This is a genomic window from Cryptosporangium phraense (genome assembly GCF_006912135.1).
Taxonomy (GTDB): Bacteria; Actinomycetota; Actinomycetes; order Mycobacteriales; family Cryptosporangiaceae; genus Cryptosporangium; species Cryptosporangium phraense.
Map to the genome: position 1 here is coordinate 1 of NZ_VIRS01000015.1, position 18113 is coordinate 18113.

An 18113-nucleotide genomic window follows, 5' to 3' on the forward strand; every position below is an offset into this window, starting at 1 on the left:
CCGCGCCCGGCGCGCGCCCCCACCTCAGTGGCCCGCGAACGTCGGTTTCTGTTTGGTAAGGAACGCCTCCACGGCGGCGCGGTGATCCGACGAGACCCCCAGCGCCGCCTGTTCCCTCGCCTCCGCAGCGAGAGCCGCCTCCAACCCGCCGGCGAACAGGCGCTTGGTGGCGGCATACGCAGCCGTCGGGCCGGCCGCCAGTTCGGCGGCGAGCGCTCGGGCGGTCGCCTCGACGTCGGCTCGGGGCACGACCGTGCCCGAGACTCCCCAGGCGACCGCTTCCGCCGGGGTGAACGTCGAACCCCGAAGCACCAACTCTCGGGCTCTCGAGGCGCCGATCGCGGCGGCCAGGCTCGCGCTGAGGCCCGAGTCGCAGGTGAGCCCGATCGCCGAGAACGCGGTGGCCAGCGTGGCGTCCTCGGCGAACACCCGCAGGTCGCAGGCCAGCGCGAGGGCGAGCCCGGCGCCGACGCACGTGCCGTTCACCCCGGCCACGACCGGTTTGTCCATCGTGGCCAGTAGCCGGACGATCGGCGCGTAGTCGCGCTCGACCGTGTCGAACGCGTGCGCCGGGTCGGCGCGGAGGGCGTCGGCGTGCTCGGCGAGATCCTGGCCCACACAGAAACCGTCTCCGGCGCCGGTGAGGAGCACAGCGCGCACCGACGCGTCGTCGGCCACGTCCTGAAGCCCGGCACGCAGCTGGGCCTTGGTCGCGGCGTCGAGCGCGTTCCGTCGCTTCGGGCGGTTGAGCGTGACGACGGCGACCGCGCCGAGACGGTCGACCTCCACCTCGCTCATGACGCGGGCCAGGTCTTGGCGACCAGCGTCAGCACGTCGTACGTCGCGACCGGGGCGCCGCCCTGGTTCGTCACGACCGCGTCCCAGCGCACCTCGCCGTAGTCGGCGGTGGCGCGGGGCGAGATGTCCTTGACGGTCAGCGTGACCGCGATCGTGTCACCGGCCTTGACCGGCGTGAGAAAGCGCAGGTTGTCGACCCCGTAGTTGGCCAGCACCGGCCCGGGCGACGGCTCGACGAACAGCCCGGCGGCCAGCGACACGACGAGATAGCCGTGCGCGACGATGCCGCCGAACAGCGGGTTCTTCGCCGCGGCCGCGGCGTCCGTATGGGCATAGAACGTGTCACCGGTGAACTCGGCGAAGTGGTCGATGTCTTCGCGGGAGACGGTCCGCGCAGCGGACCGGATCGTGTCGCCGACGCGCAGGTCGGCGAGGCTCTTGCGGAACGGGTGAACGGCGTCGACGCGCTGCGCGGCGCCGGTGGTCCAACGGCCGGTGATCGCGGTGAGCAGGTCGGGGGACGCCTGGACCGCGGTGCGCTGCAGGTGGTGCACGACCGCGCGGACGCCGCCGAGTTCCTCACCTCCCCCGGCCCGACCGGGGCCACCGTGGACGAGCACCGGCAGCGGGGAGCCGTGGCCGGTGGACTCCTTGGCGTCGTCGCGGTCGAGGACCAGCACCCGGCCGTGCCAGGGCGCGAGGCCGAGGACGACCTCGCGGGCGACGCGCGGATCGTGGGTGACGACGCTGGCGGCGAGGCTGCCCCGGCCCCGGGCGGCGAGCGCGACGGCCTCGGCCGTGCCGTCGTAGGTGAGGACGGTGCTGACCGGGCCGAACGGTTCGACGTCGTGCGGCTCGGCGGCGCCGGGATGGGCGCGCAGCACCAGCGGGGTCAGGAACGCGCCGCGCTCGGGCGCGGCGTCGGGATCGCCGATCACGAGATCGGAGGAGGCGCGCAGCGCCTCGACGGCCTTGCGGACCTCGTCGCGCTGGCCGAGGCTCGCGAGCGCGCCCATCCGGACGTCGGGGTCGCGCGGGTCACCGACGGTGATCGTGGCCAGCTTGTCGCGGAGACCCTCGATCACCGCGTCGGCCCGGTTCTCCGGGACGAGCACCCGCCGGATCGCGGTGCATTTCTGGCCGGCCTTGACGGTCATTTCGGTGACGACGCCCTCGAGGAACAGGTCGAACTCGGGGTCGTCGGGAGTGACGTCGGGGCCGAGGATCGAGCAGTTCAGCGAGTCGGCCTCGACGCCGAGCACCACTCCCCCGTCGACGACGTTGGGGTGGCGGCGGAGGATGCCCGCGGTGTGCGCGGAACCGGTGAACGCGACCGAATCCTGCACGCTCAGCTCGTCGAGGAGGCGGCCGGCGCTGCCCGCGATGAGCTGCAGCGAGCCCTCGGGCAGGAGTTGCGCCTCGATGATGCGGCGGACCGTCAGCTCGGTGAGGTACGCGGTCTGGCTCGCCGGCTTGACGATCGTCGGGAGCCCGGCCAGGAACGCCGGCGCGAGCTTCTCGAGCATGCCCCAGACCGGGAAGTTGAACGCGTTGATCTGTACCGCGACGCCGGGCCGGGACGTGAAGAGGTGCTGGCCGACGAACGTGCCCCCCTTGCCCAGGCGCTCGGGTGCGCCGTCGAGGATCACGGTGTCGTTCGGGAGTTCGCGGGTGCCCTTGCTCGCGAAGCTGAACAGCGTGCCGATGCCGCCGTCGACGTCCACCGCCGTGTCGCGGGTGGTGGCGCCGGTGTGGAAGGACAGCGCGTAGAGCTCGTCCTTCTGCTCGGTGAGGTGCTTGGCGACGGCCTTGAGCAGGGCGGCGCGCTGGTGGAACGTGAGGGCTCGGACGGCCGGACCACCGACCTCGCGGGCGTACGTCGTCATCGCGCCAACGTCGAGACCGCGGCCGGAGATGCGGGCGACCTCCTCGCCGGTGGCCGCGTCGAGCAGCGGCTCGCCCTCGTCCGAGGCGCGGAACCAGTGGCCGGCGGCGTAGCTCTCGAGCATGACGCTCCTTCTGTGGAAGGCGGGTTGCGCGAAGCAGCGGGCTCGTGCCACCGTAATACAGACCGATCGTTAAGTAAATCCCGGAGGGGCCATGACGCTCGACTTGCAGGAGAAGTTCGACGCCGTCATCGCGCACCACGACCGCATCGAGCCGCGCGACTGGATGCCCGAGGGCTACCGCAAGACGCTCGTGCGGCAGATCGCCCAGCACGCGCACTCCGAGATCATCGGCATGCAGCCCGAGGGCAACTGGATCGGCCGTGCTCCCTCGCTGCGCCGGAAGGCGATCCTGCTCGCCAAGGTGCAGGACGAGGCCGGCCACGGCCTGTACCTGTACGCCGCCTGCGAGACGCTGGGCGTCTCCCGCGACGAACTCGTCGAGATGCTGCTGACCGGCAGACAGAAGTACTCCTCGATCTTCAACTACCCGACGTTGTCCTATGCCGACGTCGGGACGATCGGCTGGCTGGTCGACGGCGCGGCGATCTGCAACCAGGTGCCGCTCTGCCGCACGTCGTACGGCCCGTACGGGCGGGCGATGATCCGCATCTGCAAGGAGGAGTCCTTCCATCAGCGGCAGGGCTACGAACTGCTCCGGACGATGATGGGCGGCACGGACGCGCAGCGACAGATGGTGCAGGAATCTGTGGATAGGTTCTGGTGGCCGTCGCTGATGATGTTCGGCCCGCCCGACGAGGAGTCGCCGAACAGCGCGCGGTCGATCGCCTGGGGCATCAAACGCAACGGCAACGACGAGCTGCGCCAAAGGTTCGTCGACATGACCGTGCCGCAGGCCGAGGCGCTCGGCGTCACGCTGCCCGATCCGGAGCTGCGCTGGAACGACGAGCGCGGCCACTACGACTTCGGGGCGCCCGACTGGGCCGAGCTCGCCGCGGTGATCCGGGGTGACGGTCCCTGCAACGCCCAGCGCCTGGCCCACCGCCGGGCCGCGCACGACGACGGCGCCTGGGTGCGCGAGGCCGCGACCGCGTTCGCCGAGCGGAGCGCGCGGTGAACCGCCGGGACTGGCCCCTCTACGAGGTGTTCGTCCGCGGCAAACGCGGGTTGAACCACGTGCACGTCGGGTCGCTGCACGCGCCCGACGACACGATGGCCCTGCGCCACGCCCGCGACGTCTACACCCGGCGCAACGAGGGCGTCAGCGTGTGGGTGGTGCGGGCCGACGCGATCACCGCGTCCAGCCCGGACGAGAAGGACCCGCTGTTCGCCCCGAGCGGCGACAAGGTCTACCGCCACCCGACGTTCTACGAGATCCCCGCCGACGTTCCGCACATGTGAGGTCTGAGATGGACAGCGTGTACGACGGGCTCCTGGAAGGTGACTCCTCCCAGTGGGCGTTCGGTACCTCGTTCGAGGACCCGTTGGCCGGGGTCGACACGACGGTCCCGTCCGGCGTCGAGCCGGCCGAGCTCGCCGCTTACTGTCTGATGCTCGCGGACGACGCTCTGGTCGCGTCCGCCCGGCTCTCGGAATGGTGCAGCCGGGCGCCGGAGCTCGAAGAAGACATCGCGCTGGCGAACATGGCGCTCGATCTGTTGGGCCAGGCGCGGTTGTTGCTGGCCCGAGCGGCGGCGGCCGATCCCGCGGTGGTGCCGCTGCTGCCCGCCGGTTCGCCGGTTCCCGCCGAGGATGCGCTCGCCTTCTTTCGGGACGTCGACGAGTTCCTGAACGTGCGGCTCGCGGAGGCGCCCAATGGGGACTTCGCGCACGTGGTGGTGCGGATTCTGCTGTTCTCGTCGGCTCGGTTGGCGGTGTTGCAGCGGTTGCGGGGGTGCGGTGACGCGGTGCTGGCGGCGGTGGCGGCCAAGGGGGTGAAGGAGCTGACGTATCACCGGGACTGGTCGGGGCGGTGGTTCTTGACGCTCGCGCGGGGCACTGACGAGTCTTCGCGGCGGTTGCGTGGGGCGCTGGATTCGCTGTGGCCGTTCTATCCGGAGTTGGTGGTGGAGCCGCCGGCGGTTTGTGGGGTATTGGGGGTCGACTTCGGTGGGCTGGGGGCGGAGGTCGATGGGGTGCTGGATCTGGTGTTCGAGGTGAGTGGGGTGGAACGGCCGCGGGGTGGGGGGTTGGCTGGGGCTGTTGGGCGGGATGGGGTTCATACGGAGGCGTTGAGTCGGTTGTTGGCGGAGATGCAGGTGGTGGCTCGGGCGCATCCGATGGGGTGTTGGTGACGGTGGGCGGGGTTGGGGTCGAGGGGAGTGCGGTCGGGGCGGCCGGAGCCCAGGCCGGCGGGGCCGGGGCTGGCGGGGCCGGGGCCGGGGCCGCCGGGGCCGGGGCCGGGGCCGCCCGGGGCGGGGGCGCCAGGGGCGGGCTAGCCGAGAACGGGCCGGCCGGGGCTGGGGTAGGCGGCGCTGAGGTCGGTGGGGCGGCTGGGGCCGGGTCTGTCGGGGCTGAGGTCGGTGGGGCTGGAGTTGATGGGGCGGAAGGCGTCGCCGAGGCTGCGGGTGGCGCGGCGATGGGCGTGGAGGGGCTGGCGGCTCGGGCGTGGGCGGTGGCGGGTGAGGTTCGAGATCCGGAGATGCCGATGCTGACGCTGGCTGATCTCGGTGTGCTGCGAGGGGTCCAGGTAGAGGGTGACGTCGTCATCACGTCGATCACGCCGACGTACTCGGGATGTCCGGCCATGGCGACCATGCGCGACGACCTGATTGATCGGCTCACCCACGCAGGGTTCGCACGGGTCGAGGTGAGGGTCGTGCTCGATCCGGCGTGGTCCAGCGACTGGATCTCCGATCGCGGCCGGGCCGCCCTGTCCGAGGCCGGACTCTCACCTCCCGCACTCTCGCGTTCCCGCCGCGCCGGACGGGATGGCGCGGGCCCGCGCGGCGGCGGGCCGGTGGCGCGGGGCGGCGGCCCGGCGGCGCGGGGCGGTGACGCGGGCGTGTGGGGTGGCGGCCCGGGAACGTGGGGCGGGGGGCCGGTGGCGCTGTCGCTCGGGCCGATCCGTCGCGCGCTGCGCTGTCCGCGCTGCGGCTCGGCGCACACCCAGCTCCTGTCGGAGTTCGGCGCCACCGCCTGCAAGGCGCTCTACCGCTGTACCGAGTGCCTCGAGCCGTTCGAACACGTGAAGGAGATCTGAGATGACCGCCCCCGCGGTGTCCCATCGCGTCTCGGCGACCTTCCACCCGCTGACCGTCACCGCCGTCGAGCGGCTGTGCGACGACGCGGTCGCGGTCACATTCGCGGTCCCCGACGAGCTCCGGGAGGCCTACGCGTTCCGAGCCGGCCAGTCGCTCACGCTGCGCCGGACGATCGACGGCCGGGAGGAGCGCCGGTCGTACTCGATCTGCGCCGCGACCGGCCAGAACCCCCGCATCGGCGTCCGCGAGATCCCGACCGGCCTGTTCTCGTCCTGGCTGGTCCACGACGTCCGCCCGGGCACGACGATCGACGTCCAGACCCCGACCGGCACCTGGCACGCCGACCCGGCCCTGGGCGAACGACACCTGTGCATCGCCGCCGGGTCGGGCATCACGCCGGTCATGTCGATCGCCTCGACCGTGCTCACCCACCCGTCCGCGCACGTGTCGCTGCTCTACGGCAACCGCACCAGCCGCACGGTGATGTTCGCCGACGAACTCGGCGACCTGAAGAACCGCTACGGCCCCCGCCTGCAGGTCACCCACGTCCTCTCCCGCGAGCCCCGCGACGTCGAGCTGTTCTCGGGCCGCCTCGACCGCGACCGGCTCCGCCGGCTCCTCACCGACGTGGTTCCGGTCGAGACGTACGACCACGTCTGGCTGTGCGGCCCGCTCGCGATGGTCGACGACGCGCGAGCCGTGCTGGCCGAGTGCGGCGTGCCCCCGCGTAGCGTCCACGTTGAGCTTTTCTATGTGGACGCTCCACCGCCGCGGCCGCGCCGGACGACGGAGGCGTCCGGAGTGACCACCGCACTCACGACGGTGCTCGACGGGCGCCGGGCGACCGCACCGGTGGCGCGGGACGTGTCGCTCCTGGAGGGAGCGCAGGCGACCCGGGGCGACCTGCCGTTCGCCTGCAAGGGTGGGGTGTGCGGGACGTGCCGGGCGCTGGTCCGGGACGGCGAGACCGACATGCGGCGCAACTACGCGCTGGAACCGGCCGAGGTCGACAGCGGATTCGTGCTCACGTGTCAGACCTTTCCGGTCAGTGACCGCGTGACGGTGGATTTCGATGCCTGAGGATGAGCGTGTTCCTCGTGCGGAGGGCGTGACCGTGGCGCCGGACGCCGATGCGATCGCGCGGCGCAGCGCCGAGGTGATGCTGGGCGCGGACACCGCGAGCCGGTCGCTCGGGATGCGGCTGGAGCGGGTCGGGCCGGGCACCGCGGAGGTGTCGATGGTGGTGCGGCCGGACATGACGAACGGGTGGGAGCTGTGCCACGGCGGCCTGATCGCGACGCTGGCCGACAGCGCGTTCGCGGTGGCCTGCAATTCGTATGGCGAGGTCACGGTGGCGGCGGGGTTCGATGTGACGTTCCTGGAGTCGGGTCGGGCTGGTGACCGGCTGGTCGCGCGGGCCGAGGAGCGGGCTCGGCGGGGGCGGTCCGGGATCTATGACGTGACGGTGCTGCGGCTGGGGGTCGACGGTGTGCCTGACGCGATCGTCGCCGAGTTCCGTGGCCGGAGCCGGTCGCTCGGGCGGCCGATCCCGGGGGTCCCGTGAGCCCGCCGCCCGCGCGAGAGGAGCGCCTGAGACGAGGGAGGCGAGACGGGGGTGTAAGACGAGGGCGGCCGAGGATCCGGGCGGCCAGGGATCCGGGCGGCCATGGATCCGGGCAGCTCGGGATCCGGGCAGCTCGGGATCCGGGCAGCTCGGGATCCGGGCAGCTCGGGATCCGGGCGGCCGGGAGCACAGCGGCTCGGAGCACAGCGGCCAGGAGCACAGCCGGAGCACGACGGTCGGTGCGTCGTTGCTGGGTGGTCGGGGACCGAGTTGCGAGAGGCGGTGCTGGCGTACGTCGGGGCGCGCGTCACCGACCGGCGACTGTTGGGCGGCCCGCGTCGCGGCGGTTTGAGGTCACGCGTCGTGCCGGGCGAAGGCGCGGGGTCACGCGTCGTGCCGGGCGAAGGCGGGGGGTCAGGCGTCGTGGCGGGTGAGGCCGTCGAACGCGATCGCGGCGAGGGAGTCGGCGACCGTCGACGCGTCGTACGAGCCGTCCGGGCGGTACCACTCGACCAGCGAGTTCACCATCCCGAACAGCAGCCGGCTGACCAGATCCGGCGGGACGTCGTCCCGCAGCGCGCCCTCGGCGACCGCCCCCTGCACCAGGGCGGCGAGCCGGTCGTCGAGCCAGCGGCGGCGGCGCAGCGCGTCCAGCTCGACCGGCGTGTTGCCCCGCACGCGCAGCAGCAGCGTCACCGACGGCTGGTGCGCGACCAGCACCTCCACCGACCGGTGCACGACGACGCGCAGTCGCTCGTAGGCGGTGTCGGTCGTGGGGCGGTCGGATGCCTCCCGCACCACCGTGGTCAGTTCGTCGAGCGCGTCGTCGAGCGCGAGCCGGAGCAGGTCTTCCTTGCTGGAGACGTGGTGGTAGATCGCCGGCTTGGTGACTCCGAGCTCTCTGGCCAGGTCGCCGATGCTGGTCGCGTCGTAGCCCTTGCGGTTCCACAGATCGATCGCGGCCCGCAGGACGGCCGCTTGGTCATGGCCCGGACGGCCGCGGCCGCGGCGGATCGGTGGGGTCGGATCGACTGCGGTCACTCCGAAAGCCTCTCACGGCGCGTGGGCCGACCCCTCTGTTCGGGGGTCCGGACCCGCGGGTTCCGGCCATCCGGCCTCGCGCCGGCGGACGGATGCACAGGTGGTCGCCGTTTGAGACTACGGCGCCAGGCCTCGGCCAAGCGCTTGTCGCTCACCGCCGAGCGCCGGACGCCGAGCGCCGGGCGCCAGGCACTGGCCGAGCAGCCTCAGAGGCGGGCGACGGCTGCCGCTGGGTTCTCGATCGCGTCGGCGACTCGGCGGAGAAACGCGGCGGCCGTGGCGCCGTCGCAGACGCGGTGATCGAAGACGAGGCTCAGGCTGGCGATCTTGCGGGGGACGATCGCACCGTCGACGACCCATGGGCGATCGATGATGCGGCCCAGCGCGAGCATTCCTACCTGGGGCGGGACGAGGATCGGGGTGCTGCCGTCGATGTCGAACACGCCGTAGTTGTTGAGGGTGAAGGTGCCGTTGGCCGGGCCGGCGGTCCCCTCGCGGGCGGCTTCGGTGAGGCGGCGGATCTCGGTGTCGAGGTCGGTCGTGGTGAGGGATTCGGCGTTCTGCACCGCGGGGACGACCAAGCCCCGGCGGCCCTGGACGGCGAGCCCCAGATGGACGTGCGGGTGGTGGACGATTTCCCGGCGGTCGGGGTCGAATCGGGCGTTGAAGACCGGGAAGTCGCGGAGGGCGGAGACGGTGAAGCGGGCGAGGTAGGCGATCAGCCCCGGGCCGGGGCGTAGCTGTTCGCGCAGGTTGACGAGCGCCGTGGTGTCCACGTCGGCCCAGATCGTGACGTCGGGGATCTCGCGCCGCGCCCGCTCGTACACCGCCGCCGCCGCGACGCCGGCCGCCGACAATGCCGACCGCCCCTTCAGGACCGTCGCCGCGCCGCCGGATGGTTCGCCGCCGGGCCCGTGGTTGAGCACTGCGCCGCCGGGCCCGTGGTCGCGCACTGCGCCGCCGGGCCCGTGGTCGCGCACTGCGCCGCCGGGCCCGTGGTCGCGCACTGCGCCGCCGGGCCCGTGGTTGAGCACTGCGCCGAGGTGGGTCGATGAGGCGTCGTCGGTCAGTTCCGGATCGTGATCGGTAGGCCACGCCTTGGTCGATCCGGCTCGCGCGGCCGGCAGCCGGCCCGGGGCGGCGATGCCCGCGGCGCGTTCGACGTCGCGGCGGAGGATCAGGCCTCCGTGGCCGGTGCCTCGGATCGCTAGGAGATCGACGCCGTGCTCGGCCGCGAGCTTCCGCACCAACGGCGAAACCACTCGAGGTCGCCCTTCGGCCTCCCCGACCGAGCGCCCCGCCTCCCCGCCGGACCCAACTGCGCCGCCCGCACTCCCGCCGGAGCCGCCCCCGCCCGGAACACCCCCGCCCGGAACACCCCCGCCCGGAACGCCCCCGCCCGGAACGCCTACGCCGGGGACGCCTCCGCCGGGAGCGCCCCCGCCCGGAACGCCTCCGCCGGGAACGCCTCCGTCGGCGCGCGGCGCGTCGGAGCCGAACACCACCCCGGCCCGCTTCGCCCTCGGCCGCCGGCGCCTCCTCGCCCCCTCCGCTGCACCAGTCCCGTACCCGATCAAAACCGCCCCGGACCCCTCTTCCACCTCCGACACCGACAACAGCGGCCGCCCCACCCCGAGCGTCTCCCCCACCGCCGCATGCACCCCGGTCACCACCCCGGCGAACGGCGTCGGCACCTCCACGGTCGCCTTCGCGGTCTCCACCTCCACGACCGCCTGGTCGACCGCCACGGTCTCCCCCGGCGCCACCAGCCACCGCACGATCTCGGCCTCGGTCAGGCCCTCTCCGAGGTCCGGCAACACGAACGTGCTCACGCGTCCTCCCACTGCAGGTCGTCCACGGCGTCGAGCACCCGGTCCACGCTCGGGAGGTGAAACGACTCGTACGCCGGCGGCGGGTACGGGATGTCGAACCCGGTCACCCTCCGCACCGGCGCGGCCAGCGCGGTGAAGCACCGCTCGCTCACCCGCGCGGCGATCTCCGCCGCGACCCCACCGAAGCCCGCCGCCTCCGCGACCACCACGGCCCGCCCGGTCCGCGCCACCGACGCGCACACGGTCTCGTCGTCGAACGGCACGAGTGTGCGCATGTCCACGACCTCCAGCGATCGCCCCTCCAGGAACGCGACCGAGGCCGCCGACAGACAAACCCCCACCGACGGCCCGTACGCGATCAGCGTCACGTCGGTCCCGGCCCGCCGCACGACCGCCCGCCCCGGCTCCGCCCCGGCCACCGACGCTCCCGCCACTGCCGCCCCCGCCACCGACGCCCCCGCCAACGGCGACGCCGCCACTGCCGCCCCCGCCACCGACGCCCCCGCCAACGGCGACGACGCCACCGCCGCCGCGGACGGCGACGAAGACAGCGCCGCCGCCGATGGCGACGACAACGATGACGACGACAACGACGAGAACGCCACCTCCTCCGACGTCCAATACAGCTTCTTGGGCTCGAGAAACACGACCGGATCCGACCGCCGCAACGCGGCGCGCATCAGCTCGTACGCATCCGCCGCCGACGAAGGGGCATAGACCTCCAGGCCCGGCGTATGGGCGTAGTACGCCTCGGAAGAGTCGCAGTGGTGCTCGACTCCTCCGATCCCCCCGCCGTACGGAATCCGCAGCACGATCGGCAGCGTGACCGCGCCCGCGGTCCGGTTCCGCATCTTGGCGACATGGCTGACGATCTGCTCGAACGCCGGATACGCGAACGCGTCGAACTGCATCTCGACGACCGGCCGGAAGCCGTTCATCGCCATCCCGACCGCCATCCCGACGATGCCCGACTCGGCCAGCGGCGTATCGAAGCACCGCTCCGATCCGAATTCCGCGGCCAGCCCGTCGGTCACCCGGAAGACCCCGCCGAGCGCGCCGACGTCCTCACCGAACACCACCACCGAGGAATCCACCGCCATCGCGTCACGCAACGCGCGGTTGATGGCCCCGGCCATCGTGACCTTCTCCATCAGACCTCGACCTCCCGGCTCAGCTCGTCCCGCACCAGCGCGGCCTGCTCCCTCAGCTGCGGTGTCGGCTCGGCGAAGACGTGCGCGAACAGCCGGGCGGGGTCGGGCGCGGCCGGCGACGACGCCCGCAGCGCGGCCGCGACCCGCTCGGCCTCGGTGTCGAACGCGACCTGCGCCGCGTCGTCCAGCAGCCCGGAAGCGCGCAGGTAGGTCGCCAATCGCAGCAGCGGGTCCCGCGGAGCCCACGCGGAGACCTCGTCCGCCGACCGGTAGCGCCCGTCGTCGTCGGCGTTCGTGTGGGCCTGCACGCGGTAGGTGTGCGCCTCGACGAGCTGCGGCCCCTCCCCGGCCCGCGCCCGCGCGACCGCGTCGCCGAGCACGGTGAGCAGCGCGGCGACGTCGTTGCCGTCGACCCGCTGGCCCGGGATGCCGAACCCGATGCCCCGGTGGGCCAGTGACGGTGCCGCCGTCTGGCGGGATAGCGGCACCGAGATCGCGTACTCGTTGTTCTGCACGAAGAACACCACCGGAACCGCGAACACGGCGGCGAAGTTCAGCGCCTCGGCGAAGTCGCCCTCGCTGGTGGCGCCGTCGCCGCACATCGCCAGCGCCACGGTCGGCTCGGAGCGCAGTTTCGCCGCGAGAGCGACCCCGACCGCGTGCGGCAGCTGGGTCGCCAGCGGCGTCGCCTGGGTGGCGACCCGGTGCCGGTAGGGGTCGTACCCGCAGTGCCAGTCGCCGCGTAGCAGGGTCAGCGTCTCGACCGGGTCGACCCCGCGCGCCACCATAGCGACCGCGTCGCGGTAGGTCGGGAACAGCCAGTCCCCGTCGTCGAGCACGTGCGCCGCCGCGATCTGACACGCCTCCTGCCCCGTCGACGACGGGTAGACCGCCAGCCGGCCCTGCCGGACCAGCGCGTACGCCTGTTCGTTGAACCTCCGGCCGAGAACGAGCGCGCCGTAGGCGCGCACCAGGTCCGTCGCCTCCGGTATGCGGACGTCGTCCCGCACCCGCTTTCCTTCGACGTCGATGAGCTGGACGGGGTCGGCCGACGGCAACAAGTGAGCGGGATCACGTGTCATGACCAGATGCTCCAACCAGAGCCAATCGCCCGGGAAAATGCCGTCCGATACGAGAAAATGTCGTCACCGAGACGGCGATCGAGGGCCGATCGTCCTGGCCCGGCGAGCACGGGAGGAGGCCGGCGAGACACATGGCCATCCGTCTGGACGACGTCGACCGCCGCATCCTGGCCGAGCTGACCGCGGACGGCCGCCTGTCGATGCGCACGCTCGCCGAGCGGGTCCATATCTCGCGGGCGAACGCGTACGCCCGGGTCGACCGGCTGCGCGAGAACGGGGTGATCCGCGGCTTCCACGCCGACGTCGACCCGACCGCGCTCGGGCTCGGAACGACCGCCTACGTGACGCTGAACCTGAGCCAGCACGAGTGGCGGACGCTCCGGGCGCGGTTGCGGTCGCTCCCCGGCGTCGTGCAGATCGGGCTGGTCGGGGGCGAGTTCGACGTGATCCTGCTCGTCCGGACCCGGGACAACGCCGAGTTGCGCCGGTTGGTGCTGGACGAGATCCAGAGCATCGACGGGGTGTTGAGCACTCGGACGCTGCTGGTGTTCGAGGAGCTGGAACCGGTCGAGCCGGTCACTTGGGATGAATAGGCGTTAAACGGGTATATAGCGTTCATCGAGTCTCGGTGGCGACGTTCGCCGTCCGACGAGGAGGTGGCCCGTTGACGGACCCGCCCAACGTTCCGCCGCACCACCCGTCCGGCTACGGCGACGAGCCGGGCTACTACGGGCACGACCAGCCGGATTACACCGGGCGCTCCGGCGGGGCCGGTTCCGGGCCGCCGGGGCACGGATCGCCGGCCTACGGATCGGCCGGCCACGACCACCCCGCGCCCGGTTCCCCCGGGCACGGTTCCCCCGGGCACGGTTCCGCCGGGTACTCGGCCGGATCCGCGGCCGGTGGGCTGGCCGGGCTGGGGATCGCCGGGATGGCCGGGGCCGAGTCCGCGGGCAAGAAGGCCGGCCGGTTCGGGCGGAGCCGTCGCACGACGGCCGATCGGCCCGGGCTGGGCACCTCCCCGTCGATCCCGGTGCTGGTCGGCGCCCGGCGCGACACCGCCGTGGTGGCCCTCGCGGCCGCGACCGCGCTGCTGATCGCGCTGGCCGTCGCGCTGAGCCTGCTGCTCTACCGGGCCCGCGCCGACGACACGCTGGCGACGGCCCGCTCCGCGGCGACGCCGCATCCCGCGGCCGCGGCCCGTCCGGGCGACGAGTCCCCGGCCGCGGCGGCCGTCGAGCCCGGGGCGTCGGCGCAGGCCCAGGAGACCGGAGCGGCCGAGCACGAGTCCACCGACGCGGCCGAGGAGACGACGGACCCGGACGCGGCGGCGGCCGCGTCGGAATCGGCCAAGGCGTCGGCCGAGGCGAGCGCCGAGCCCTCCGCCGAGGCGACGGCCGACGACACGTCGACGCACGGCTCGGACGACATCGACGAGCTCGCGCTGACCGGGTCGGGGGCGCCGTGGGTGGCGAGCATGGGGCTGGCGTTGACGCTGTCGGGGTTCGCGCTGGTGCGGACGTTCCGGCGTCGCCTGCCGCTGTTCGCCGCCGACGTTCCGCTCACGATCGAGGAGATGGTGGCGTTCATCCGGCGCCGGGAACCGGTTCCGGACGACGAGCCGCCCGCCCGGCACCTCAGGCCGGCCAACCAGTCCGCCCGCCTCCGCCGGGTGGCGTCCCGAGCCGACCGCTGACGGTCCCGGGCCGTCAGGTGGTGAACGCGCTGCCCGAGCTGCCGTCCGTGTCCGGCGAGATCACCGCGGCGACGCACCGGTAGACGCGCGAACCGTCGGCGTAGGCGCGCTCGCTCGGCGGGAGGACGTCGACCGACCACTCGGCGGTTGGGACCCGCTTGGCCGCGTCGGTGCGCCGGGTGGCGAGCATGACCGCGGACGTGCAGAGCTTGGTGACGTCGGGGTGTTCGCTGAGCGTCGTCTGGCTGGACGTGAGCGCGTCCCGCGGGAGCGGCGCGATCGCGAACGTCTCCCAGCGGTGGAGGTCGTCGCAGGGCTGGCGCTCGATCGTGACCTGCCCGACGATGACGACCATCCCCGACCAGCACTCCGGCTCCACGACACAGCGGCCGCCGGCCTTCGCGGCCGGGCACGAGGCGGTCGTCGTCTCGACCCCGTAGTCGACGCCACCCGACGTCGTCGCCGGCCCGGACGACTCGGCCTTCGGCGCCGCGGTGGTACCGGGCTCGCCACCCCGATCCCGGAACACGAAGAAACCGGCCCCGACCAGCGCGACCACCACCAGCGCCGCCGCGGCCCCGGCGAGCACGCCGGCCAGCCCGACCCCCCGCTTCCCGCCTCCCGCCGGCGACGACGGGTCGCCCCGGTGCGCGGGCGCCCAGGCGTACGGCGGCGCCCCGGCGCTCTCCGGCGCGGCCGCGTGCCGCCCCGACTCCCCGGCCGACGGCCCACTCGGAAAACTCGGATGCGATTGCCACGGCGGCTCGGACCCCGCCCGCGGCGCGCCCGCATCCCCGCCCGGCCGCGCCGGTCCGCTGACCGGCCCAGCCGCCTGCGGCGGCCCACTCGGAGCCGCCGCCTGCGGCGGCCCGCTCGGAAAACTCGGGTGCGGCGACGGCCCGGCGTCCGGTGGCCGGAGCGAAATACTCGGGGCGGAGGTCGCACCCGCACCAGTCCCCACCGCGTACCCCGAGGCACTCACCGACGCCTGCGCCAGGGCCGCGTACATCGCCGCCCCGTCCGCGAACCGCTCCGCCGGCGACGGCGCCATGGCCTGCGCGATCACCTGCATCAACGGCGGCGGCACCCAGGGCAGCCACGGCAGCGGCTCGTCGAGCATCCGGACGATCGCCGCCAGGCTCGGCGACCCGGTGTCGGGAAACCGCGGCGGCCGCCCGTTCAACAGCGCGTAGAGCGTCGCCCCGAACGAATAGACGTCCCCCGTCGGCGCCGGCGGCGCCATCGAGAACGCCTCGGGCGGCGCGTAGGCGGGCGTCAGCGCCTCGAGCGTCACCGACTGCTCGACGTCGGCCGTGAGGATGGACGCGAGCCCGAAGTCGGCCAGGCCGACCATCCCGTAGCGGTTCACCAGGATGTTGGCCGGCTTGATGTCCCGGTGCAGCACCCCCAGCCGGTGCGCCGCACCGAGCGCGTCGGCCAGTCGCACGGCGAGGTCGTGCACCTCGGCGGCCGGCAACCCGCCGCGGGACTTGAGCACGTCGTTCAGCGACCCGCCGGTGCACAGCTCCATCACCAGATACGGACGCCCGTCGGCCAGCGTCCCGGCGTCGTACAGCCCGATCACGTGCGGATGGTCGGACAGCCGACCGGCCGCCTGCACCTCACGGTAGAAGCGGCGTTGGTCACGCTCCGTGTTCAAGGTCCGGTTGTCGACCTTCACGGCGACGTCCCGTCCGACGACGATCTGGGTCGCCAGATAGACGGTCGCGCACCCACCGGACCCGAGCACGTCGCGGAGCTCGTAGCCGGGAACGTCGGGGAGCCGGTGCACGGGCGGAAGCGTAGACGACGGCAAAACCCCTGTGACAAGGGCGCCTTCTTGATCGATACCCCTTCGTAGGTCAGTGCGCTACCGTGCACAACGGATCGGGAAGTATCGGTGAGGACGAACAGTGCAACTGAGTGACTTGCAGGCCATTACCCACGAAGACCTGTTGATCACCCGGCTAGGGCAACGCACCGTGGACACCCCGTTACAGGATCTGCTCGGGAACCGTCAGGAGTCGGTGCACTACGTCACCGAGACCGACCGCGTTCTCGTCGACGACACGCTAGGTATCGCCAAGAACCGGGTCACACACACCGCCGATCTGCCGGCGTTCAACCCGGGCGGCCCGCGGGCGAAGCTCTTCTTCGACCCTTCCGAGGTGACCGCGGCGATCGTCACGTGCGGTGGTCTCTGCCCCGGCCTGAACAACGTGATCCGCGCGCTGGTGCTGCACCTGAAGCACGCCTACGGCTGCCGGGACGTCCTCGGGTTCAAGAACGGCTACCAGGGCCTGGCCGACGGGTCCGACCCGGTGCGGCTCACGCCCGACCTGGTCCGCGACATCCACAACCGGGGCGGCACGATCCTCGGCACGTCCCGGGGCAACCAGGACCCGGCGACGATGATCGACACGCTGGTCCGGCACAAGGTCGACATGCTGTTCGTCGTCGGCGGCGACGGGACGCTCCGCGGCGCGGCCCGGCTGGCGGCCGAGGCGAACCGGCGCGGGCTCCCGATCGCGGTCGTGGGCGTCCCGAAGACGATCGACAACGACATCCCGTGGATCGACCACAGCTTCGGGTTCCAGACCGCGTACGCCCGGGCGGCCGAGTCGATCACCGCCGCGCACGTCGAGGCCAGCTCCGGCGTCAACGGGATCGGGCTGGTCAAGCTGATGGGCCGGCACTCCGGCTTCATCGCCGCGCACGCGACGCTGGTCGCGCAGGGCGTCGACTTCACGCTGATTCCCGAGGTGCCGTTCACGCTCGACGGCCTGCTGGCCGGCGTCCGCAAGAAGCTGGCCGACCAGGGGCACGCGGTCGTGGTCGTCGCCGAAGGCGCGGGGCAGAACCTGCTGCCGGCCTCGACCGCGACCGACCCGAGCGGGAACCGGAAGCTCGGGGACGTCGGGGCGTTCCTCCGGGGCGCGCTGACCGACGGGCTCTCCGACCTGCCGTTCTCGCTGCGGTACATCGACCCGGGCTACGCGATCCGGTCGGTGCCGGCGAACGCGTTCGACGCGGTCTACTGCACGCGGCTGGCCCAGGCCGCGACGCACGCGGCGATGGCCGGGTTCACGTCGATGATGGTCGGCAGCCGCCGCGGCCGGTTCATCAACATGCCGATCAAGCTGGCCACCGCGACGAGCAACCACGTCGACCCGTACGGCGACCTCTGGATGGCCGTCCTCGAGACGACGGGCCAGCCCCTCACGCTGTGACGGGAAACCGGGGTTCTGAGCGGCCTCAGAACCCCGGTTTCGCGTCAATTCCCGCCAGGCGGAGGTACACGGCGACCAGGTCGTCGGCGAGTGCTCCGGCCTCGGCCGGGTGGTCGGCGAGACGCTCCGCGCTGCGGGCGACGAGGCCGGTCACCGCGCGGGAGAGCGCGGCCGGAGCGATCACCGGCGACGCCACCCCCGCCACCACCAGACGCTCCAGGAACCGGGTGTTCCGGCGCTCGACCCGGGCCACGATCTCATCCCGCAGGGTTCGCATCGACGGGTCGGCCAGGGCCTGGTGGGCGATCACGGTCAGCACGCCGTAGTGCCGGGTGTAGGCGTCGAGGAACGCGGTCAGCGCCGCCCGCGCGGTGGCCGCGGGCGACGACGTGTCGACGCCCTCCTGCAGCGCGAGGAACTCCGTGCGCACCCGGTCGGCCAGCGCCCGGAACACGTCGTCCTTGGACGGGAAGTACGCGTAGACCGTCGGCCGGGTGACGCGGGCGGCCGACGCGAGCTCCCCGATCGTCGTGCGCGCGTAGCCGAGGCGGCAGAACACGCCCTCGGCGACGTCCAGCAATCGCTCTCGGGTACTTGACACGAATGTAA

Annotated in this window: 17 protein-coding genes; 9 read left to right on the top strand and 8 right to left on the bottom strand. The window is 72.9% G+C overall.

Annotated features, from left to right (window positions below; translation table 11 throughout):
• Positions 1-24: 24 nt before the first annotated feature.
• Together FL583_RS20910 and paaZ are read right to left on the bottom strand one after the other, a co-directional pair.
• Positions 25-798, bottom strand: a complete 774-nt coding sequence (locus FL583_RS20910; RefSeq protein ID WP_142706398.1) for an enoyl-CoA hydratase/isomerase family protein — start codon at positions 796-798, stop codon at positions 25-27.
• Positions 795-2807, bottom strand: a complete 2013-nt coding sequence (gene paaZ, locus FL583_RS20915) for a phenylacetic acid degradation bifunctional protein PaaZ (RefSeq protein WP_142706399.1) — start codon at positions 2805-2807, stop codon at positions 795-797. Before paaZ ends, FL583_RS20910 begins: the two co-directional genes overlap by 4 nt.
• A 91-nt stretch (positions 2808-2898) precedes the next feature.
• Here paaZ and paaA point away from each other — a divergent pair, with 91 nt between their 5' ends.
• The 6 genes from paaA (at position 2899) to paaI (ending at position 7472) form a co-directional block, all read left to right on the top strand.
• Positions 2899-3822 (top strand): 1,2-phenylacetyl-CoA epoxidase subunit PaaA, encoded by a 924-nt coding sequence (gene paaA / locus FL583_RS20920; RefSeq protein WP_142706400.1) that lies wholly within the window; start codon positions 2899-2901, stop codon positions 3820-3822.
• The gene (gene paaB / locus FL583_RS20925; RefSeq protein WP_142706401.1) at positions 3819-4106 is read left to right on the top strand and encodes a 1,2-phenylacetyl-CoA epoxidase subunit PaaB; all 288 of its coding nucleotides are present in this window, start codon (positions 3819-3821) and stop codon (positions 4104-4106) included. Before paaA ends, paaB begins: the two co-directional genes overlap by 4 nt.
• 8 nt (positions 4107-4114) lie before the next feature.
• The gene (paaC, locus tag FL583_RS20930) at positions 4115-4999 is read left to right on the top strand and encodes a 1,2-phenylacetyl-CoA epoxidase subunit PaaC (RefSeq protein ID WP_142706402.1); all 885 of its coding nucleotides are present in this window, start codon (positions 4115-4117) and stop codon (positions 4997-4999) included.
• A gap of 284 nt (positions 5000-5283) precedes the next feature.
• Positions 5284-5907 carry a 1,2-phenylacetyl-CoA epoxidase subunit PaaD gene (gene paaD, locus FL583_RS42475; protein ID WP_142706403.1) on the top strand — a complete coding sequence of 208 codons (624 nt, stop codon included), beginning with the start codon at positions 5284-5286 and terminating at the stop codon, positions 5905-5907.
• A gap of 1 nt (position 5908) precedes the next feature.
• Entirely contained in the window at positions 5909-6988 is a 1080-nt protein-coding gene (gene paaE, locus FL583_RS20940) for a 1,2-phenylacetyl-CoA epoxidase subunit PaaE (protein WP_142706404.1), read from the top strand.
• A complete protein-coding gene (gene paaI / locus FL583_RS20945; RefSeq protein ID WP_170323775.1) occupies positions 6981-7472 on the top strand; it encodes a hydroxyphenylacetyl-CoA thioesterase PaaI in 492 nt (163 codons plus the stop codon). Before paaE ends, paaI begins: the two co-directional genes overlap by 8 nt.
• A 414-nt stretch (positions 7473-7886) precedes the next feature.
• Here paaI and FL583_RS20950 read toward each other — a convergent pair whose 3' ends face one another.
• From FL583_RS20950 to FL583_RS20965, 4 genes are all read right to left on the bottom strand, one after another.
• On the bottom strand, positions 7887-8513 hold the full coding sequence (locus FL583_RS20950) for a TetR/AcrR family transcriptional regulator (protein ID WP_142706405.1): 627 nt from the start codon (positions 8511-8513) through the stop codon (positions 7887-7889).
• Between the two features lie 206 nt (positions 8514-8719).
• Positions 8720-10345, bottom strand: a complete 1626-nt coding sequence (locus FL583_RS20955; protein ID WP_142706406.1) for a dihydrolipoamide acetyltransferase family protein — start codon at positions 10343-10345, stop codon at positions 8720-8722.
• Positions 10342-11496 (bottom strand): alpha-ketoacid dehydrogenase subunit beta, encoded by a 1155-nt coding sequence (locus tag FL583_RS20960; protein WP_142706407.1) that lies wholly within the window; start codon positions 11494-11496, stop codon positions 10342-10344. The genes FL583_RS20955 and FL583_RS20960 overlap by 4 nt, the downstream gene beginning before the upstream one ends.
• The gene (locus FL583_RS20965; protein ID WP_142706408.1) at positions 11496-12578 is read right to left on the bottom strand and encodes a thiamine pyrophosphate-dependent enzyme; all 1083 of its coding nucleotides are present in this window, start codon (positions 12576-12578) and stop codon (positions 11496-11498) included. The genes FL583_RS20960 and FL583_RS20965 overlap by 1 nt, the downstream gene beginning before the upstream one ends.
• A gap of 131 nt (positions 12579-12709) precedes the next feature.
• Between FL583_RS20965 and FL583_RS20970 the strand changes: the two genes are divergently transcribed.
• On the top strand, positions 12710-13171 hold the full coding sequence (locus tag FL583_RS20970) for an Lrp/AsnC family transcriptional regulator (protein ID WP_142706409.1): 462 nt from the start codon (positions 12710-12712) through the stop codon (positions 13169-13171).
• Between the two features lie 71 nt (positions 13172-13242).
• Positions 13243-14274, top strand: coding sequence for a hypothetical protein (locus FL583_RS20975; protein ID WP_142706410.1), 1032 nt, complete (start codon positions 13243-13245; stop codon positions 14272-14274).
• Between the two features lie 13 nt (positions 14275-14287).
• Here the strand turns inward: FL583_RS20975 and FL583_RS20980 are convergent, their stop codons facing one another.
• Positions 14288-16066: a serine/threonine-protein kinase gene (locus FL583_RS20980; RefSeq protein ID WP_142706411.1), complete on the bottom strand. Its 1779-nt coding sequence runs from the start codon at positions 16064-16066 to the stop codon at positions 14288-14290.
• A 121-nt stretch (positions 16067-16187) separates the two neighbouring features.
• Here FL583_RS20980 and FL583_RS20985 point away from each other — a divergent pair, with 121 nt between their 5' ends.
• A complete protein-coding gene (locus tag FL583_RS20985; RefSeq protein WP_142706412.1) occupies positions 16188-17504 on the top strand; it encodes an ATP-dependent 6-phosphofructokinase in 1317 nt (438 codons plus the stop codon).
• 25 nt (positions 17505-17529) lie between these two features.
• Here FL583_RS20985 and FL583_RS20990 read toward each other — a convergent pair whose 3' ends face one another.
• Positions 17530-18105 (bottom strand): TetR/AcrR family transcriptional regulator, encoded by a 576-nt coding sequence (locus FL583_RS20990; protein WP_170323777.1) that lies wholly within the window; start codon positions 18103-18105, stop codon positions 17530-17532.
• Positions 18106-18113: the final 8 nt, after the last annotated feature.